The organism is Burkholderia sp. AU15512, from assembly GCF_002223325.1.
In the GTDB taxonomy this organism is placed as follows: domain Bacteria; phylum Pseudomonadota; class Gammaproteobacteria; order Burkholderiales; family Burkholderiaceae; genus Burkholderia.
Map to the genome: position 1 here is coordinate 2,706,251 of NZ_NKEX01000006.1, position 15,815 is coordinate 2,722,065.

The following is a 15,815-nucleotide window of genomic DNA, read 5'->3' on the forward strand; positions in this document are numbered from 1 at the left end:
CGAGCGCCGCCCGCCGTTGCCGCGCCCGCCCGGGCGCGCCATCAACCGAATTCAGCTGGAGAAAGACCGTGTTTACCTGCCGAAACCAGAGCTGCGGCACGCCGTGGGAGCAGTCCGACGTCGTCATCAAGGACGAAGGCCAGGGGCTGCTGTTCCGCTGCCCGCTGTGCGGCGCGCGCAACTATCTCGAACGCTTCGAGGACGACGAAGGCAAGGTCGTCTACGAGCAGATGGAAGGCCGCCCCTACCTCGGAGACCTGGAATGACCCAGCCGACCGCCACGCCGTTCAGCGCGCTGTCGTTGACGCCCGCCACGCTCGCCAACCTCGCGCAGCTCGGCTATGTCGACATGACGCCGATCCAGGCCGCGAGCCTGCCGGTCGCGCTGGCCGGCCAGGACCTGATCGCGCAGGCGAAGACGGGCAGCGGCAAGACCGCCGCGTTCTCGCTCGCACTGCTGGCGCGCCTCGATGCGCGCCGCTTCGACGTGCAGGCGATGATCCTGTGCCCGACGCGGGAGCTCGCCGACCAGGTCGCGCAGGAAGTGCGCCGCCTCGCGCGCGCCGAAGAGAACGTGAAGGTGCTGACGCTGTGCGGCGGCACGCCGATGCGCCCGCAGGCGCAGAGCCTCGAGCACGGCGCGCACATCGTCGTCGGCACGCCGGGCCGCATCATGGATCACCTCGATCGCGGCAACCTGAAGCTCGACGCGCTGAACACGCTGGTGCTCGACGAAGCCGACCGGATGCTCGACATGGGCTTCTTCGACGACATCGCGAAGGTCGCCCGGATGTGCCCGACCACGCGCCAGACGCTGCTGTTCTCCGCGACCTATCCGGACGGCATCGCGAAGCTGAGCCAGCAGTTCCTGCGCAACCCGAAGGAAATCAAGCTCGAAGAGCGCCACGACAACAGCAAGATCCGCCAGCGCTTCTACGAAGTGACGGAAGACGAGCGGCTGCATGCGGTGGGCCAGTTGCTGAACCACTACCGGCCGGTGAGCACGATCGCGTTCTGCAACACGAAGCAGCAGTGCCGCGACCTGCTCGACGTGCTGCACGCGCAGGGCTTCCACGCGCTCGCGCTGCACGGCGAGCTGGACCAGCGCGAACGCGACCAGGTGCTGATCCAGTTCGCGAACCGCAGCTGCTCGGTGCTGGTGGCCACCGACGTCGCCGCGCGCGGGCTCGACATCGCGCAGCTCGAGGCGGTGATCAACGTCGACGTGACGCCCGACCCCGAAGTGCACGTGCACCGCATCGGCCGCACGGGCCGCGCGGACCAGGACGGCTGGGCGCTGAGCCTGGCGAGCATGGACGAGATGGGCCGCGTCGGTGCGATCGAGCAGGCGCAGAAGCGCGACGTCGAATGGCATCCGCTCGCGGAACTGACGCCGGCCGACGACGGCGTGCTGACGCCGCCGATGGAAACGCTGCAGATCCTCGGCGGGCGCAAGGACAAGATCCGCCCGGGCGACGTGCTCGGCGCGCTGACCGGCGACGCCGGGTTCGACGGCAAGCAGATCGGCAAGATCAACGTGACCGAGTTCTCGACCTATGTCGCGCTCGAGCGCGGTGTGGCGCGCGACGCGCTGCGCAAGCTCAATGCCGGGAAGATCAAGGGCAAGCGGGTCAAGGTCCGGTTGATGGACGAAGAATAAGCGGTAACGTGTAGGCGTCGCGGCGGCATCGCCGCGCCGTGGCGCCTAAGCCGAACCTGAATCTGTCCCTGACCTTGCATCGCCCCGGGCAACCTGCGGTCGTCGCCTCTCTTTCGGCAATCGGCCGCCGCCCCGTCAAGCCGCCCTCATCGCCTGCTTGCTATGCGAGCGCCGGATATCCCTGCGCAGCAGCCTCCTGCTCGAACCGCGCAATCGCCTCGTAGTCATCCGGCGACAGCCGTTCGAATCCTTTCAGCCGCAACACGCGCGCCCGCTCCACATCGGTCGCCACCGCGCGGTCGAGCGCATCTCGCAAAGCAGCGACCTGTGTATCTTCGAGTGCGCGCGATGCGATGAACGGCAATCCCGGCGCAGCGGCCGTCATCGCGATGATCCGGATATCCTGCAGCAGCTCGGGCAACGCGTCGCGCACATACGCGAACGTCACGCAATCGATCGCCGCGCAATCGGCTTCCGCTGAAGCCAGCGCACGCAGCACGTTCAGATGCGAGCCGAGCGCGGCAACCGATCCGAAGAATCGTCCGTCGCGTGCATGCGGCGCGACCGCATGCCGGAGCGCGTTCATCCCGCTGTGCGAATCCCGACCGTTGAATGCGGCCCGCAGCCCGCGGCATGCGGCGAGCGTCGTCGCGCCGTGCGCGTGTGCACGGGCCGACACGACCAGCACACTGCTGTAGTGCGCGCCGTGGCAACCGTCCGCATCGAACACAGGGGTTGCGATCAGTCGCACGACATCGCGCAGGCCCAGCATCCGGTACGGGTAGCCGCAGGTCTGCGACAGCAGCAGGTCGTCGCGCCGCCACAGCGCGTGCAGGTCGGCGACGGGTTCGTCGGGAAGCGTGACATCGGCAGGCCCGCCCGCGTTCGCGAACGCATCGAGCGTGTCGCGCAGCAGGGCGCGCCACAGCGCGTCGTGGCGCGGCGTCACGTTGTACATCGGCAGTACTGCGATCCATGGGTTCATGCGGGCATTCTACGCATCGCCGCTCACGCAGCGGAACCCGGTTCGATCTCGGTAAAACGGGGGCTGATCGTCGCGCAGTGCGCCTGAAGCTTATCGGCCGCACGGCGATAAGCAAATCCGAATCGATTGGTTGGCCGCGCGGTGCGATCCCGGTACCGTCCTGATGCCTGCCCGAGCATCGCCATTGCACGTGATAACGGACAGGCCGACCGTGATCCGCGAGACACCTGCGCACCCGGGCCGAGCGCACCGGTTCAACCGCTCGTTCCCCGCACTGCCCGTTCAATCCGCCTCAACGCCATGGCCGAATACTTCGACGTCGACCACGCGCGTGCGATCGCCGCGCTCGACACCCGCTTCACCGCCCGCACCGAGTGGCCGACCTGGCTGCTGGTCGTCGCGATCTACGGCGGCTGGCTCGCCGTGCTGCTGCTCGTGCGCGACGGCACGCTGTCGCTCGCGGCCGCGACGCTGCCGCTGATCCTGCTCGGCGCGTGGCACCTGTCGCTGCAGCACGAGCTGCTGCACGGCCACCCGACACGCTCCGCCCTCGTGAACAAGCTGCTCGGTTATCCGCCGCTGACGGTCTGGTATCCGTACACGCTGTATCGCGACACGCATCTCGACCATCACCGCGACGAAGACCTGACCGTACCGGGCGTCGATCCCGAAACGAACTACGTCACACGCGAACGCTGGGCGCAGCTGCCGCGCTGGCGCCGCGTGCTGACGGTCGCCCGCAAGACTTTCATCGGACGCTTCATCGCCGGGCCGCCGTTGAGCATCTTTGCGATGTGCATCGATGCATTCGCCGCGTTTCGTCGCGGCGACTTTCGCTATCTGCCGATGTGGGCGATGCATATCGCCTGCGTGGTTGCGCTGCTCGCGTGGCTGCGATGGGCGATCGGCGTGCCGTGGTGGTATTACCTGCTCGTGGTCACGTGGCCCGCGTTGTCGATCGCGATGATCCGCTCGCTGTACGAGCACCGCGCCGCGCCACATCCGAAGGCGCGCATCGCGATCAATGAAGCCGGCTTCGCGATGCGGCTGCTGTACCTGAACAACAACTATCACCTCGTCCATCACGACCTGCCGAAGCTGCCGTGGTACGACCTGCCGCGTGCGTACCGGATGCGCCGCGACGCGTATGCGCGGAAGTGCGGCGGCTTCGTGATTCGCGGCGGGTATCGCGAACTGCTCGCGCGCCATGCGTGGACGCCGACCGATACGCCCGTGCATCCGTTCGATCAGGGCACGGCGTCGTTGTCGACGGGCAGCGGTGTGAAGGTGGCGGTGGTCGACAAGGTGCTGCAGATCAGCACGTGACGTGCGGTGGAGCCGACGATTCGTCCGCCCCGCCGCACATTCCTTACGAAACGCCAACATTCCTGCTCCCGCCCGCGCATTGCCAATTGCGTCGGCAATGCCCAGAATGGCGGTTCGTCCGGGGCTTCCAACAATTATTCGCCCCGGCTCTGCTCCCGGCCGCGCGCCGCATGCCCCCACGACGATGCAACCGAACACCCCGCCCGGCGCAATCCGCGCGATCGGCAACGACTGGTCCGTTTCCGCGATTACCGTGGGTTTTCTCGCGGTACTGATTTCCTACGCGGGCCCGCTCGCGATCTTCTTCCAGGCCGCGCAGGCCGCCCATGCGTCGAATGCGATGGTGTCGTCGTGGGTCTGGGCGATCTCGATCGGCGCGGGCATTTCGGGCCTGTTCGCGAGCTGGAAGCTGAAGGTGCCGGTCATCACCGCGTGGTCGGCGCCCGGCACCGCGCTGCTCGTCGGCCTGTTTCCGCAACTGACGCTCAACCAGGCCGTCGGCGCGTACATCACGGCCGCGCTGATCATCCTGCTGATCGGCGTGACCGGCTATTTCGACCGGCTCGTGCGCCACATTCCGCGCGGCATCGCGTGCGGGATGATGGCCGGCATCCTGCTGCCGTTCGGCACCCATGCGTTCGCCTCCGCGTCGGAGCAGCCCGCGCTCGCGTTCGGGATGATCGCCGCCTACGTGATCTTCAAGCGCCTGCTGCCGCGCTACAGCATCGTGCTCGTGCTGCTGACGGGCGCCGCGCTCGCGACGCTGCTCGGGATGACGCATCTCGGCAACGTGTCGGCAAGCCTCGCGCACCCGATCTTCATCGCGCCCGAATGGACGCTCGGCACGACGCTCAGCCTCGCGCTGCCGCTCGTGGTCGTCAGCCTCACCGGCCAGTTCCTGCCGGGCATGACGATCCTGCGCGTGTCCGGCTATCACACGCCCGCGCGGCCGATCATCACCGCGACTAGCGTGATGTCGCTCGTGGTTGCATGCTTCGGCGGGATCACGATCGTCGTCGCGGCGATCACGGCGGCGCTCTGCACCGGCAAGGACGCGCACGAAGACCCGGACCGGCGCTACATCGCCGGGCTCGCGAACGGGGCGATCTACCTGATCGGCGGGCTCTTCGCGGGCACGATCGTCACGGTGTTCTTCGCGCTGCCGAAGGCGTTCGTCGCGATCCTCGCGGGGCTCGCGCTGATCGGTGCGATCGGCGCGAATGTGCACGGGATCTTCGAGGACGAGAACCACCGCGAGGCGTCGCTGATCACGTTCCTCGCGACCGCGTCGGGCATGACGTGGCTCGGGCTCGGCGCCGCGTTCTGGGGGATCGTGATCGGGTCGCTTTCGTATGCGGTACTGAACAAGGTGCGGCGATCGGCGTGATGCGCAACACGGGTCGCCGCCACTGTTACCGCGCATGCTGGCGCACCAGTTGCGCGAGTGCATCGGCCAGCGTCGTCGTCCCGTAAAGCCGCTCCGACACGCCCTCCTCGACGTCGATCTGCCCCGCGTTGTGCACATCGTAGAGATCGACGATCAACTGCGCATGTCGTTCGCTGAGGCCCGCGCGCAGCAGCGTCGCATTCCACGTCTCGCGCGGCAGTTCATGCGCGACGATGGCCCGGCCGGCCGCCGCGCCAAGCGTATCGGCGATCGCCGTCACGCTCACCCGCCGCGGCCCTTCGACACTGACGATACGCGGACCGTTGCCGCCTTCCGGCGCATCGAGCAGCAACCGCGCCGCGACGACGCCCACGTCGGGCGCCCAGACCGTCGGGAACACCTTGCCGACCGGATGGTGAAAGCTCGGCAGCACGCCGGTGCCGAGCGCGACCGGCAGGATGCGCGTCCAGTTCTGCAAATGCTCGGCCGAACGCAGCAGCGTCACGTGCGTCGGGATCGCCTTCAGCCGCTCTTCTAAGTGATGAAACAGCCGCGTGATGCCCGTATTGCCGTCGCGCTCCGCACCGTAGTCCGACAGCGCGAGCAGCACCGGCGGCGGGTTGGCGGCGAGCGCGGCAGCCGCGACGTCCATCGTCCGTGTCATCGTCGCGGCCGGATCGGGATCGGCGACGGGCACCGGGCACAGGATCTGCACGGCCCACGCACCGTCGATTGCCGCTGCGACCGCGTTCGCGTCCGTCAGCTCGGCGATCACGACGTCGCAGCCAAGCTGCGCGAAACGTTCACGATGGCGTGCGTCGCGCAATACCGCGCGCACGGGATGGCCGGCGTTGCGTAGGGCCGTCACGGTCGACTGGCCGACGTTGCCGGATGCACCGAAGATCACGAACACGATTCGCTCCTGAGGGGATGAAGGTGCGGTGATTGTCGGTTTGCGCGAAGGGAACGGCGCGCAAGGAGGGATGAAACCAGCAGGAAAGGATGACGGATTGGCTGGCGGCTGTCATGCGGGCCGTCCGCTGCCTCGCCTTCCGCGTCGAATCGTACGGTCTGCCTCTAGCCGAGGGCGCAGGCGAAAACAGTCCAGGAGCCGATTGGACAATTGCCCCGGGATCCGGCGCGACGACTCATCTCCGGTGCGGCGCCATCGCTCCGCTACGCGTCACGCCCGCTACCTTCGCCGTCATACGCGAGCCGCAGCCCGCCCCTTGCCCCCGACCGCGCAATCTCGGTCGGCGTCGCACCCAGCACGCGATTCATCCAGTTCGCCATGTGGCTCTGATGCGCAAACCCGGCCTCGAGCGCGATCTGGCTGATGCTGAGCCGGCCTTCGAGCAGCAACGCCTTCGCGCGCTCGACCCGGCGCCGCACGACGTACTGGTGCACGGGCATCCCGAGCGTCTCGCGGAACAGCACCTTGAAATGCGGCACGCTGATCGACACGAGCGCCGCGAGTTCGGCCAGCGTCATGCGCCGTTCGAGGTTCGCTTCGACGTAGTCGATCACGCGCGCGGCCGCCTTCGGCGCGAGCGTGCGGCGGCGCTCGCGGAACGCCGGCTGGCCGTCGACCAGCCGCGCGACGAGCGCCGTGCACAGGCTTTCCGCATAGAGCGGATCCGACGCGTCTTCCGCTTCGAGTTCGGCGGCCATCGCCCACGCGATGTGCTGCAGGCGCGGGTCACGCACCTGCAGCCGGCGGCGGATCTGCCCCTGCGACGGCTTCAGTTCGAGCTGCTCGACGGTCCGCCGCACGAAGGTGTCGCTGAGCGCGATATGGAGGATCTGGCAGTCGGCGCTGTCGGTCCACTGGCCGGGCAGGCCGGCCGGAATCACGTCCACGTCGCCATGCGCCTGGATGCGCGACACGCGGTCGCCGTCGCACACGCAATCCGCGCGAACGGGCGACCCGATATGCACGCCGATCCGGTGATGCTCGGCCGCCGGAATCCGGTAGGTGCCCGCGCGGATGGCCAGCAGCGACGCGCCGAAGCCCTGCCAGCCGAGCCCGCGGCTCGAGCGCAGGCTGACCGGGACGCCGTTGTCCGTCGGCGCCGCGAGAATCGCATCGCTCATGGCCTTCCTCCAGTGGATCGGGATGTCGAACGCGCATTGTGACGCGTTTTCGGGCCGCCTGCCGGGCCTGCCGGCGGCCCGCCCGGGTCGAGCAGAAAAAGATCATCCGTTCCTGCTCAGGGCCATCCTTGCGTGCGCGCCGGCGGGTGCCGCACCGCTTACGATGGCCCCATCCGACACCTACGGAGACCGTCATGCCCCATCAGTGCCTCGTGCAACGCGCCGCGTTCACCGCGCGCTCGCCTTCCGCCGCCAATCGCCCCTCATCCGGCTCCCGCAACGACCGCACCGCCTTCGCCACCATCGCCGCCTGGTGCCTGCGCATCGTCGGCTGGACCCGGCTCGAACGGCTGCTCGCATCCATCCCCGACAGCAACGACGACTTCGGGCTCGTCTGACCGGCCGGTCAACGCATCAGCCTACTTGCGCCGCCGCTCGTGCGGCGCCACCGTCGCGCCGTCGATCACCGGCGCGCCCTGCTTGATCAGGAAGTCGCGGAACAGCCCCGTGACCTGCGAAATGCGCCGGTCGGCGAGCGTCACCACATACCATTCGCGCTCGATCGGGTTGCCGGGGAACGGCAGTTGCCCGAGCAGCCCGGTGCGCAGTTCGAGTGCACACGCGTGCAACGACAGGAACGCCACGCCGAGCCCCGCTTCGGCCATCTGCTTGATCGCCTCGTTGCTCGACAGTTCGGAGCCCACATGGAACCGGTAACCCGCGTTCTTGAACAGGCTCTCGACCGTCGAGCGGGTACCCGCGCCGCGTTCGCGCACGAGCAGGTGCGCGGATTCGAGATCCTTCAGCGCGACGCGCTTGCGCTGCATCAGCGGATGGCCGGGCGCCGCGACGAACACCATCGGATGCTTCGCGAACTCGACCGCATGCGTGCGCAGTTCCTTCGGTGCGCTGCCCATCACCGCGAGATCGATTTCATGCGTGGCGAGCATGCGGATGATGTCGTCGCGATTGCCCACCTTGAAATAAGTCTTCACATGCGGACGCGTCGCGGTGAATTTCACGAGCAGCGGCGGAATCAGGTACTCGGCCGTCGTGATCGCGCCGATCCGGAGCGTGCCGCCGAGATCGCCCGTCAGCGCGGCCACTTCGTCGCCGGCCTCGCTCCACAGATGCAGGATCTCGCGCGCATAGCGCGACACGATCTCGCCGGCCGCGGTCAGCTGCACGCCGCGCCCCACCCGCTGCAGCAACGCGGCGCCCACCGCCTCCTCGAGCAGGCGAACCTGCAGCGACACGGCCGGCTGCGTCAGGTTCAGTTCCTCGGCCGCCCGCGACACGCTGCCGAGCCGCGCAATCATGTCCAGCGCCTTCAGCTGCCGGAACGTCGCGGTCTTTCCTATAAGTGAATACATATGAGTCGCTTATAAACATTAAATTGTTCGAGTAGGTTCGAAACTATATCGTCGGTTCTTGAGCAATGTCATCCGAATCGTCATTAAAGCGGGAGCCCTACATGGACAACACCACGCCCAACCTTGCAACGGACCGCGCCCCGCGCCTGCCGCGCATCGTGATCGTCGGCGGCGGCGCCGGCGGCCTGCACCTCGCCACGCGTCTCGGCGATACGGTCGGACGCCGCGGACAAGCCGAAGTCGTGCTCGTCGACCGCTATCCGACGCACTTCTGGAAGCCGCTGCTGCACGAAGCCGCATCGGGCCATCGCGACCCGGCCTCGCACACGATCGAATACGCGGCGCAAGCGAAGCGCCACGGGTTCCGCTTCGTGCAGGGCGCGCTGCAGCAGGTCGACCGCGCGGCCCGCACGGCGACGATCGCGGCCGTGCAGGACGCGGACGGCACGGAAATCCTGCCGCAGCGCGAGCTCGACTATGACGATCTCGTGCTCGCCGTCGGCAGCGTGACGAACTTCTTCAACGTGCCGGGTGCTGAGCGCCACGCGCTGCCACTCGAAAACCTCGACCAGGCCGAGGACTTCCGCCGGAAGCTCCTCGCGGCGTGCACAAAGGCGAATCACCTGGCCGAGCAGCAGCCCGCGCGGCGCGCGGCGCCGATCTGCATCAACGTGATCGGTGCGGGCGCGACGGGCGTCGAGCTGGCAGCGGCATTGCGCGATGCGATCCAGCAACTGACGACGTACCGCTTCAAGGCGCTGGTGTCTGCGCGCGACGTGCACATCCGGCTGATCGAAGGCGGCCCGCGCATCCTGCCGGCGCTCGACGAGCGGCTGTCCGGCAAGATGCACGCGCAGCTTCGCGCGCTGAACGTCGACGTGCTGACCGATACCCGCGTGGCGGAAGTCGGCGCGGATGCCGTGACGACCTCGACCGGCGAACGGCTCGCGAGCGACATCACGATCTGGGCGGCCGGCGTGGCGGGCCCCGCGTTCCTGCGGCAGATCGGCGACATCGCGCTCAACCGTTCGAACCAGGTGATCGTGACCGACACGCTGCAGACGCCGGACGACCCGCACGTGTATGCGTTCGGCGACTGCGCCGCGTGCCCGACGGGCGGCGCGAACGGCTTCCTGCCGCCGCGCGCGCAGGTCGCTTATCAACAGGCCGTGTACCTGGTCAACGCGTTCGCGCGGCGCGTCGCCGGCAAGCCGGTGGCGGGCTTCACGTTCCGCGATGCGGGCACCGTCGTGTCGCTCGGGCATGCGGGCGCCGTGTACCAGGCCGACATCAGCGTGCGCTCGCGTTCGCTGATCGTCGACGGGCTGGCTGCGATCGGACTGTACAAGTTCCTGTATCGCAAGCATCTGTTCAGCGTGGTCGGCGTGAAGCGTGCGCTGTTCCAGTCGCTGAGCCACTGGCTGCAAAGCCGCAACCAGCCGTCGATCAAGCTGCACTGATCACGTCGATTCACACGCAGCATCGCAAGACGGCATGTCGGGCGTGCATCGCTCGATATGCCGTTTTTTCATTTGCACTTGCACGGTGCATTCATTGCGTGCGCGAATCTGGTGCATCACATCGAAGGCCGTCGATACGATGCGATTCGCGCGAAACAGGCCGTGCGACATGCATCCCACGCCCACATTGGCGCGACGTCCCATTCATTAGTCGAATCGTATGGGTCGGATATAAATATTAATTGGTCGCGATTTCCGGATCGACGCTAAGGTGTGTGGCATTCCCGTCGGCGAACGGATCATCACGTCTCTGAAGAGGAATCACCGTGGTTATCGAAGCCATCGTCACCCGTCTCGACGCAGCATTCGCGCAAATCGAAGCAACACCGGATTCGCATGAATCGCGCCATCAACGCGACGCGATCATCCAGTGGCTCGACCGAGCATCGGAAGAAGGATATCGACTCGGTCTCGTCACGACGCTGCCGGCCGCACGGCTCAGCGACATGTTCGAAGGCCAGTTCGGCCGCGCGAACCTCGATCGCTTCTCGGTCGTCGTCACGGACGCCAATCAGCAGGACTCCGGATCAAGTCAGCACCCGTTCGACGTCGCGCTGCAGGCGCTCGGCGTGCCGCCCGAACGCGCGGTGGCAATTGCGAGCAGCGAACCGGAGCGCCGCGAAGCCGAGCATTTCGGCCTGTCGCGCTGCGTGAACATCACCGACACCGTGCGCTCGATCGCATCGGCCGGCCTGCACTGAACACCGGCATACGGGCCGGCAGTGGCCGGCCTTCCTCGATCCGGCGGCAATCCGACGATTGCCCGACCGAATCCTGACATTCTGCTGTCAAAGTCGCTTGCAACACTTCCGGGCTTGACCGATCACTCCCGGAGACGGGACGACGCGAACCTGCATCGTCCCGCCCGTTGCCCGCCACGATGACACGCCCGATCCGCACCGCCACCGCCCTCGCGATTACCTGCCTGCTACTCGCTGCCTGCGGCGGGGACGACTCGACACCACCCGCGGCCGCTGCCGACAACAGCGGTTCGACGCCTGCACCGCAACCACAGCCTCAGCCCAAGCCGACACCCGCGACTTACTACCAGACGAAGACGCCGTACCGTCCGCAGCAGGACGCCGCGACGTACGAAGCGCCGCCCGCCGGCTACGCGCCCGTCTATACGGAACTCGTCGCGCGCCACGGCTCGCGTGGATTGTCGGGCTTCAAGTACGACGGCGCGATCTACGCGATGCTGGTCAAGGCCGAGGCCGACGGCGCACTGACCGCGCTCGGTGCGCAGCTGAAGGCCGACACGGTCGCGATGATGAAGGCCAACGCGCTGCTCGGCTATGGCGTGGCGGGCATCTCGACGCCCGGGTACGGCAATCTCACGCAAACCGGCATCCGCGAACACCAGCAACTCGCCGCGCGGCTCGCGCAGCGGTTGCCCACCTTGTTCGCGGCCGGCAACCGGCAGGTCGTCGTCGTCAACTCGGGCCAGGATCGCGCGGTCGACAGCTCGACGTATTTCTCCGCGTCGCTCGTGGCCGCGCAGCCGGCGCTGGCCACGGCGATCACGCTGCCTGCCGCGCCGTCCGGCTATCCCGCGAACGCGCCGGTCGCGCCGCCGGCCGGCACCAACCGCTTCCTGCTGTATTTCCATGCGCTGAAGCCGGCCACCGATCTCGTGACCGATACGAGCAATCCGTACTACGCGACCTACCAGGCGAGCCAGGCATACCAGGCCTATGCGAGCGACACGACGGTGGCCGCGAAGCTCAACGCGATCAAGGCCGCGCCGCAGGCGGCCGACGTCGCGCAGACAGTGCTGTCCGCGCTCGTGTCGCAGGCCTTCATCGCGAAGCTCGGCACCGACGGCTACACGTTCGCGAACACGGGCACCTATGCATTCACGTCGGCGGACGGCAAGTTCACCAACACGCTGAAGGGCGACGGCAAGACGAAGATCGCGACGGCCGTCGATGCGGTGAACGTGTTGTACAACCTGCTGCAGGTCGCGCCCGCGATGACCGCGGAAACCGGCGGCGTCACAATGGAGAAGTACATCGGCGCGGAGCAGGCGCAGTATCTCGCGTATCTGCAGGATGCCGAGGACTACTACCAGAAGGGGCCCGGCATCCAGGACGCGAACCCCGTCACGTACCGGATGGCGAAGGTGCTGCAGGACGATTTCTTCGGCGAAGTCGATGCGATCGCGCGCGGCGACCTGACCCGCGCCGCGAAGCTGCGCTTCACGCACGCGGAGATCGTGATTCCGTTCGCGTCGATCATGAACCTGAAGAACGTGTTCGTGCCGACGCCGCAGGCGCAGACTTACACGTACGCGAGCAATCCGTGGCGCGGTGATCAGGTGTCGCCGATGGCCGCGAACATGCAGTGGGATGTCTATCGCAACGGCTCGCGACTCATCGTGAAGATGCTGTACAACGAGCGCGAAACGGATTTCCAGGCCGCGTGCGACGGCGCGAAGATCGCGCCGGGCAGCCACTTCTATGACTACGCGGGGTTGAAGCAGTGTTACGGGTATCAGTGAAGTGACGCGGGCAGCGTGTGTCACGCAGCCCGCTCGCCCCGCTACCCACCGGCGCTCTCCGGCTCGACCAGCATCACCTCGATCCGCTCCTTGCCTTTCCCGGTATTCCTGCGCTTGAGCGTCAGCATGCCGATCTCGCCGGTCGACGCCGGATGCGTGCCGCCGCACGCCATCGTCGCGAAGCCGTCGACACGCCAGAACCGCCGTTGCGCATCCACATCGCTGAAATCGGTCACGATGCGCAGGTCGCGCTTCGACAGATCGGCTGCAGCCGATTCGATCTCGGGAAACAGCGGCGCCACGCTCGTGTCGCTCGCGAAATCGATGCGCGCCTTGTCCGGCCCGATATGCGCACCGATGCGCTCGATGCCGGGCCTGAGCCGATAGACCAGCTGCAGCACCATTTCGGCCGCGAAGTGCAGACGCATCAGCCGGTACCGCCGCGCCCAGTCGATGCGCCAGGTCACACGATCGCCGACACTCAGCGCATGATCGTGCGGCAGCGTATAGACGATGTCGAGGCCCTGCTTGTCGGCCTGGATGACCGGATAGCCGCCCAGCGACCCCGCATCGCTTTCCTGCCCACCGGAAAACGCAAAGAAGATGGTGGCATCCACCCGCACGCGATCGCCGTCGACGTGGCTGACGACGGTATCCAGCGTCGTCCGGTAGGGATCGTCCCAGAATACTTTCTTCGTCATTGCCCGCCGCGCCTTTCGCCGAGGAAAGCACGCAGGTTAGCCGGATCGCGTACCGGTGGCTTGTACGATCTTGCGCCCTGGCGCCGACGCATCCTCGTCGGGCATCGCACGCGAGGTTGTCGCCTCCTCCTCCTCGCCCTTGCGCTCGATACTCCACGTATGGATCGGCCGATGCCCCGGCCGCTCCCATTCGGGCGGCATCCACAGGTGTTTCAGCCGCTGCAGGACGGGCCCGGGTGCGAGCACGTCGCGCCACATGTCGACGAATTCGTGCAGGTTGAGCACCAGGAAGTTGGTCGAACGAATCTGCTGCGTGATCCCGTAGTCGACCGGCTCCGTTTCCTCGACATACGTGCCGAACAGGCGATCGAAGATGATCAGCACGCCGCCGTAGTTCCTGTCGATATAACGCGGATTGCGGCCATGATGAGCACGATGGTTCGACGGCGTGTCGAACACGTACTCGAACCCGCGCGGCAGCCGCCCGATCGCTTCGGTATGCACGAAGTACTGGTACGCGAGATCGACCGCGAGCAGGAACAGCACGACGGCCGGCGGGATGCCGAGCCACACCGGCGGCAGGTAGAACACGAACACGCCGACGAACGCGTTCAGCAGCGATTGCCGCATCGCGGTCGTGAAGTTCATCACTTCGCCGCTGTGATGCGGCACGTGCGCGGCCCAGAACCAGCGCACGCGATGCGACGTGCGATGAAACCAGTAGTAGCAGAACTCCACGACGACGAAGATCGGCACGATCGTGAAGCCGTTCACCGGCACGTCGAACAGCCGGTGCCGATAGGCCCACGCGAAGATCGCGCCCGTGAACAGGAGTCCCATCACGGTCTCGGCCACCTGATAGCCGGCGCCGAGCGACAGGTTCGCGACGATCTCCTTCCAGCGAAACGGCTCGCGGCGGCCGCGCCCCGTCATCACCGCGTATTCGATCGCGAACGCGATCAGGAAGACCGGCGTCATGCCGATCAGCAGCACCTGCTTCCAGTCCACGTCGTTACCCAGGAACGCATGGAGCCACGTCATCAACTCGGTCGGCATGTTCGCGGCCTCGATCAAGAACTGACCGGCAGTATGGTCTCGCGCGGGTCGCCCCGCGTTGACACTTGCCGACGATTACTTGACACTTTTCGCCATGCCCGCCGCCTCCCCGCTATCGACGCAGCGCGTCTACTACTCGAGCACCTACGTGCGGCTGCTGTTCGACTATCTGTCCGAGCAGGGGAAGGATGCCGCGCGCGTGCTCGGCGAGGCGCGGCCGCCGGAGGACGATCGCGGGCTCACGCTGTATGCGAGCGCTCACTGGCGGCGCCTGCTCGAATGCGCGGTGCGCGCGCTCGACGATCCGCTGCTCGGCCTGCACGTCGGCCAGCGAATCACGCCCGCCCATCTCGGTGCGCTCGGCTATGCGCTGCATGCGTGCCGCGATGCCGGCGCCGCACTCGCGCGCTGGCAGCAGTACGAACACCTGATCGCGAATGTCGCGCGCATGGAGGTGCGGGTCGAGGCGACGTCGGTCGCGATCGAATGGCACGATGCGCCCGAACCGCTCGGCCCGCTCGTCGACGAAGTGGCGCTGACGGCCATCGTCCAGTTCGCACGCAACATCACCGGCACGCACCACGGGCCCGACGAGGTCTGCTTCGTGCATCCGTCGCCCGGCGACGAACGACCGTACATCGACTATTTCGGCTGCCCGGTGCGGTTCGGCCAGCCGGTGAACCGCCTCGCGTTCCCGCTGCACCTGCTCATGCAGCCGCTGCGCCAGCCGGATGACGCGCTGCTGCAGATGATGGAACGCCAGGCGAGCGCGCTGCTTGCCGAGCTGCGGCAGACGGACGATCTCGAACAGTCGGTGCGGGAAGCCGTCGCGCGCCTGCTGACGCTGGGCGAAGCGAGCCTCGAACAGATCGCCGCGGACCTGCATGTGTCGTCGCGCACGCTGCATCGACGCCTCGCCGAACTCGGGCTCAACTTCCGGATCCTGCGCGAGGACACGCGGCGGCGGCTCGCGATCGACCATCTGAACGACCCGCGGCTGACGCTCGCGGAAGTCGCCTGGTTGCTCGGCTATTCGGAACACAGCGCCTTTACGCGCGCCTTCCGGCGCTGGACCGGCGAATCGCCGCAGCAGTGGCGCAGCCGTCAACCGGCACGGGCCGCGAACGTCGCGCGAGGCTGAGCACGGCGCGCTAGCGTGCCGCCGACGAACTCGCGTCCGCCCGCGCGGTCGAACGAGCATCGCCGGAGAATC

At 67.2% G+C, this 15,815-nt stretch carries 15 protein-coding genes; 9 read left to right on the top strand and 6 right to left on the bottom strand.

All coding sequences use genetic code 11. From position 1 onward, the window contains the following. The first annotated feature begins 68 nt into the window (after positions 1-68). Positions 69-266 (top strand): hypothetical protein, encoded by a 198-nt coding sequence (locus CFB43_RS31490; protein WP_011356541.1) that lies wholly within the window; start codon positions 69-71, stop codon positions 264-266. Beyond that, the gene (gene dbpA, locus CFB43_RS31495) at positions 263-1,660 is read left to right on the top strand and encodes an ATP-dependent RNA helicase DbpA (protein ID WP_039344267.1); all 1,398 of its coding nucleotides are present in this window, start codon (positions 263-265) and stop codon (positions 1,658-1,660) included. Before CFB43_RS31490 ends, dbpA begins: the two co-directional genes overlap by 4 nt. A 160-nt stretch (positions 1,661-1,820) precedes the next feature. Here dbpA and CFB43_RS31500 read toward each other — a convergent pair whose 3' ends face one another. Continuing rightward, positions 1,821-2,645, bottom strand: coding sequence for a phosphate/phosphite/phosphonate ABC transporter substrate-binding protein (locus tag CFB43_RS31500; protein WP_089497961.1), 825 nt, complete (start codon positions 2,643-2,645; stop codon positions 1,821-1,823). 300 nt (positions 2,646-2,945) lie between these two features. Between CFB43_RS31500 and CFB43_RS31510 the strand changes: the two genes are divergently transcribed. Both CFB43_RS31510 and CFB43_RS31515 read left to right on the top strand, forming a co-directional pair. Continuing rightward, on the top strand, positions 2,946-3,971 hold the full coding sequence (locus tag CFB43_RS31510) for a fatty acid desaturase (RefSeq protein ID WP_089497962.1): 1,026 nt from the start codon (positions 2,946-2,948) through the stop codon (positions 3,969-3,971). Between the two features lie 184 nt (positions 3,972-4,155). Continuing rightward, positions 4,156-5,358 (top strand): benzoate/H(+) symporter BenE family transporter, encoded by a 1,203-nt coding sequence (locus CFB43_RS31515; RefSeq protein WP_089497963.1) that lies wholly within the window; start codon positions 4,156-4,158, stop codon positions 5,356-5,358. A 25-nt stretch (positions 5,359-5,383) separates the two neighbouring features. On the opposite strand, the gene CFB43_RS31520 is transcribed toward CFB43_RS31515, so the two are convergent. Continuing rightward, positions 5,384-6,271 carry an NmrA family NAD(P)-binding protein gene (locus CFB43_RS31520; RefSeq protein WP_089497964.1) on the bottom strand — a complete coding sequence of 296 codons (888 nt, stop codon included), beginning with the start codon at positions 6,269-6,271 and terminating at the stop codon, positions 5,384-5,386. Between the two features lie 263 nt (positions 6,272-6,534). Then, positions 6,535-7,452 carry an AraC family transcriptional regulator gene (locus tag CFB43_RS31525; protein WP_089497965.1) on the bottom strand — a complete coding sequence of 306 codons (918 nt, stop codon included), beginning with the start codon at positions 7,450-7,452 and terminating at the stop codon, positions 6,535-6,537. Between the two features lie 194 nt (positions 7,453-7,646). Between CFB43_RS31525 and CFB43_RS31530 the strand changes: the two genes are divergently transcribed. Further along, positions 7,647-7,850: a hypothetical protein gene (locus CFB43_RS31530; RefSeq protein ID WP_179254933.1), complete on the top strand. Its 204-nt coding sequence runs from the start codon at positions 7,647-7,649 to the stop codon at positions 7,848-7,850. A 21-nt stretch (positions 7,851-7,871) separates the two neighbouring features. On the opposite strand, the gene CFB43_RS31535 is transcribed toward CFB43_RS31530, so the two are convergent. Then, complete coding sequence (locus CFB43_RS31535; protein ID WP_046548935.1) at positions 7,872-8,825, bottom strand: LysR family transcriptional regulator; 954 nt, start codon at positions 8,823-8,825, stop codon at positions 7,872-7,874. Between the two features lie 101 nt (positions 8,826-8,926). On the opposite strand from CFB43_RS31535, the gene CFB43_RS31540 reads away from it, so the two are divergent. The 3 genes from CFB43_RS31540 to CFB43_RS31550 all read left to right on the top strand — a co-directional run bounded on the left by CFB43_RS31540 (position 8,927) and on the right by CFB43_RS31550 (position 12,845). Beyond that, entirely contained in the window at positions 8,927-10,285 is a 1,359-nt protein-coding gene (locus CFB43_RS31540; protein ID WP_089497967.1) for an NAD(P)/FAD-dependent oxidoreductase, read from the top strand. 326 nt (positions 10,286-10,611) lie between these two features. Further along, a complete protein-coding gene (locus tag CFB43_RS31545) occupies positions 10,612-11,046 on the top strand; it encodes a phosphatase (RefSeq protein ID WP_089497968.1) in 435 nt (144 codons plus the stop codon). A 179-nt stretch (positions 11,047-11,225) separates the two neighbouring features. Further along, positions 11,226-12,845 (top strand): histidine-type phosphatase, encoded by a 1,620-nt coding sequence (locus CFB43_RS31550; protein WP_089498209.1) that lies wholly within the window; start codon positions 11,226-11,228, stop codon positions 12,843-12,845. Between the two features lie 41 nt (positions 12,846-12,886). On the opposite strand, the gene CFB43_RS31555 is transcribed toward CFB43_RS31550, so the two are convergent. Together CFB43_RS31555 and CFB43_RS31560 are read right to left on the bottom strand one after the other, a co-directional pair. Continuing rightward, positions 12,887-13,546: an alanyl-tRNA editing protein gene (locus CFB43_RS31555; RefSeq protein WP_089497969.1), complete on the bottom strand. Its 660-nt coding sequence runs from the start codon at positions 13,544-13,546 to the stop codon at positions 12,887-12,889. Between the two features lie 36 nt (positions 13,547-13,582). Next, entirely contained in the window at positions 13,583-14,602 is a 1,020-nt protein-coding gene (locus CFB43_RS31560; protein ID WP_089497970.1) for a sterol desaturase family protein, read from the bottom strand. A 94-nt stretch (positions 14,603-14,696) separates the two neighbouring features. Between CFB43_RS31560 and CFB43_RS31565 the strand changes: the two genes are divergently transcribed. Further along, the gene (locus CFB43_RS31565) at positions 14,697-15,743 is read left to right on the top strand and encodes an AraC family transcriptional regulator (RefSeq protein ID WP_089497971.1); all 1,047 of its coding nucleotides are present in this window, start codon (positions 14,697-14,699) and stop codon (positions 15,741-15,743) included. Positions 15,744-15,815 lie beyond the last annotated feature (72 nt).

Coding starts and splice junctions, on each gene's coding strand:
- dbpA (WP_039344267.1), top strand. CDS start 263: ATGACCCAGCCGACCGCCACGCCGTTCAGCGCGCTGTCGTTGACGCCC.
- CFB43_RS31500 (WP_089497961.1), bottom strand. CDS start 2,645: ATGAACCCATGGATCGCAGTACTGCCGATGTACAACGTGACGCCGCGC.
- CFB43_RS31510 (WP_089497962.1), top strand. CDS start 2,946: ATGGCCGAATACTTCGACGTCGACCACGCGCGTGCGATCGCCGCGCTC.
- CFB43_RS31515 (WP_089497963.1), top strand. CDS start 4,156: ATGCAACCGAACACCCCGCCCGGCGCAATCCGCGCGATCGGCAACGAC.
- CFB43_RS31525 (WP_089497965.1), bottom strand. CDS start 7,452: ATGAGCGATGCGATTCTCGCGGCGCCGACGGACAACGGCGTCCCGGTC.
- CFB43_RS31530 (WP_179254933.1), top strand. CDS start 7,647: ATGCCCCATCAGTGCCTCGTGCAACGCGCCGCGTTCACCGCGCGCTCG.
- CFB43_RS31535 (WP_046548935.1), bottom strand. CDS start 8,825: ATGTATTCACTTATAGGAAAGACCGCGACGTTCCGGCAGCTGAAGGCG.
- CFB43_RS31540 (WP_089497967.1), top strand. CDS start 8,927: ATGGACAACACCACGCCCAACCTTGCAACGGACCGCGCCCCGCGCCTG.
- CFB43_RS31550 (WP_089498209.1), top strand. CDS start 11,226: ATGACACGCCCGATCCGCACCGCCACCGCCCTCGCGATTACCTGCCTG.
- CFB43_RS31555 (WP_089497969.1), bottom strand. CDS start 13,546: ATGACGAAGAAAGTATTCTGGGACGATCCCTACCGGACGACGCTGGAT.
- CFB43_RS31560 (WP_089497970.1), bottom strand. CDS start 14,602: ATGCCGACCGAGTTGATGACGTGGCTCCATGCGTTCCTGGGTAACGAC.
- CFB43_RS31565 (WP_089497971.1), top strand. CDS start 14,697: ATGCCCGCCGCCTCCCCGCTATCGACGCAGCGCGTCTACTACTCGAGC.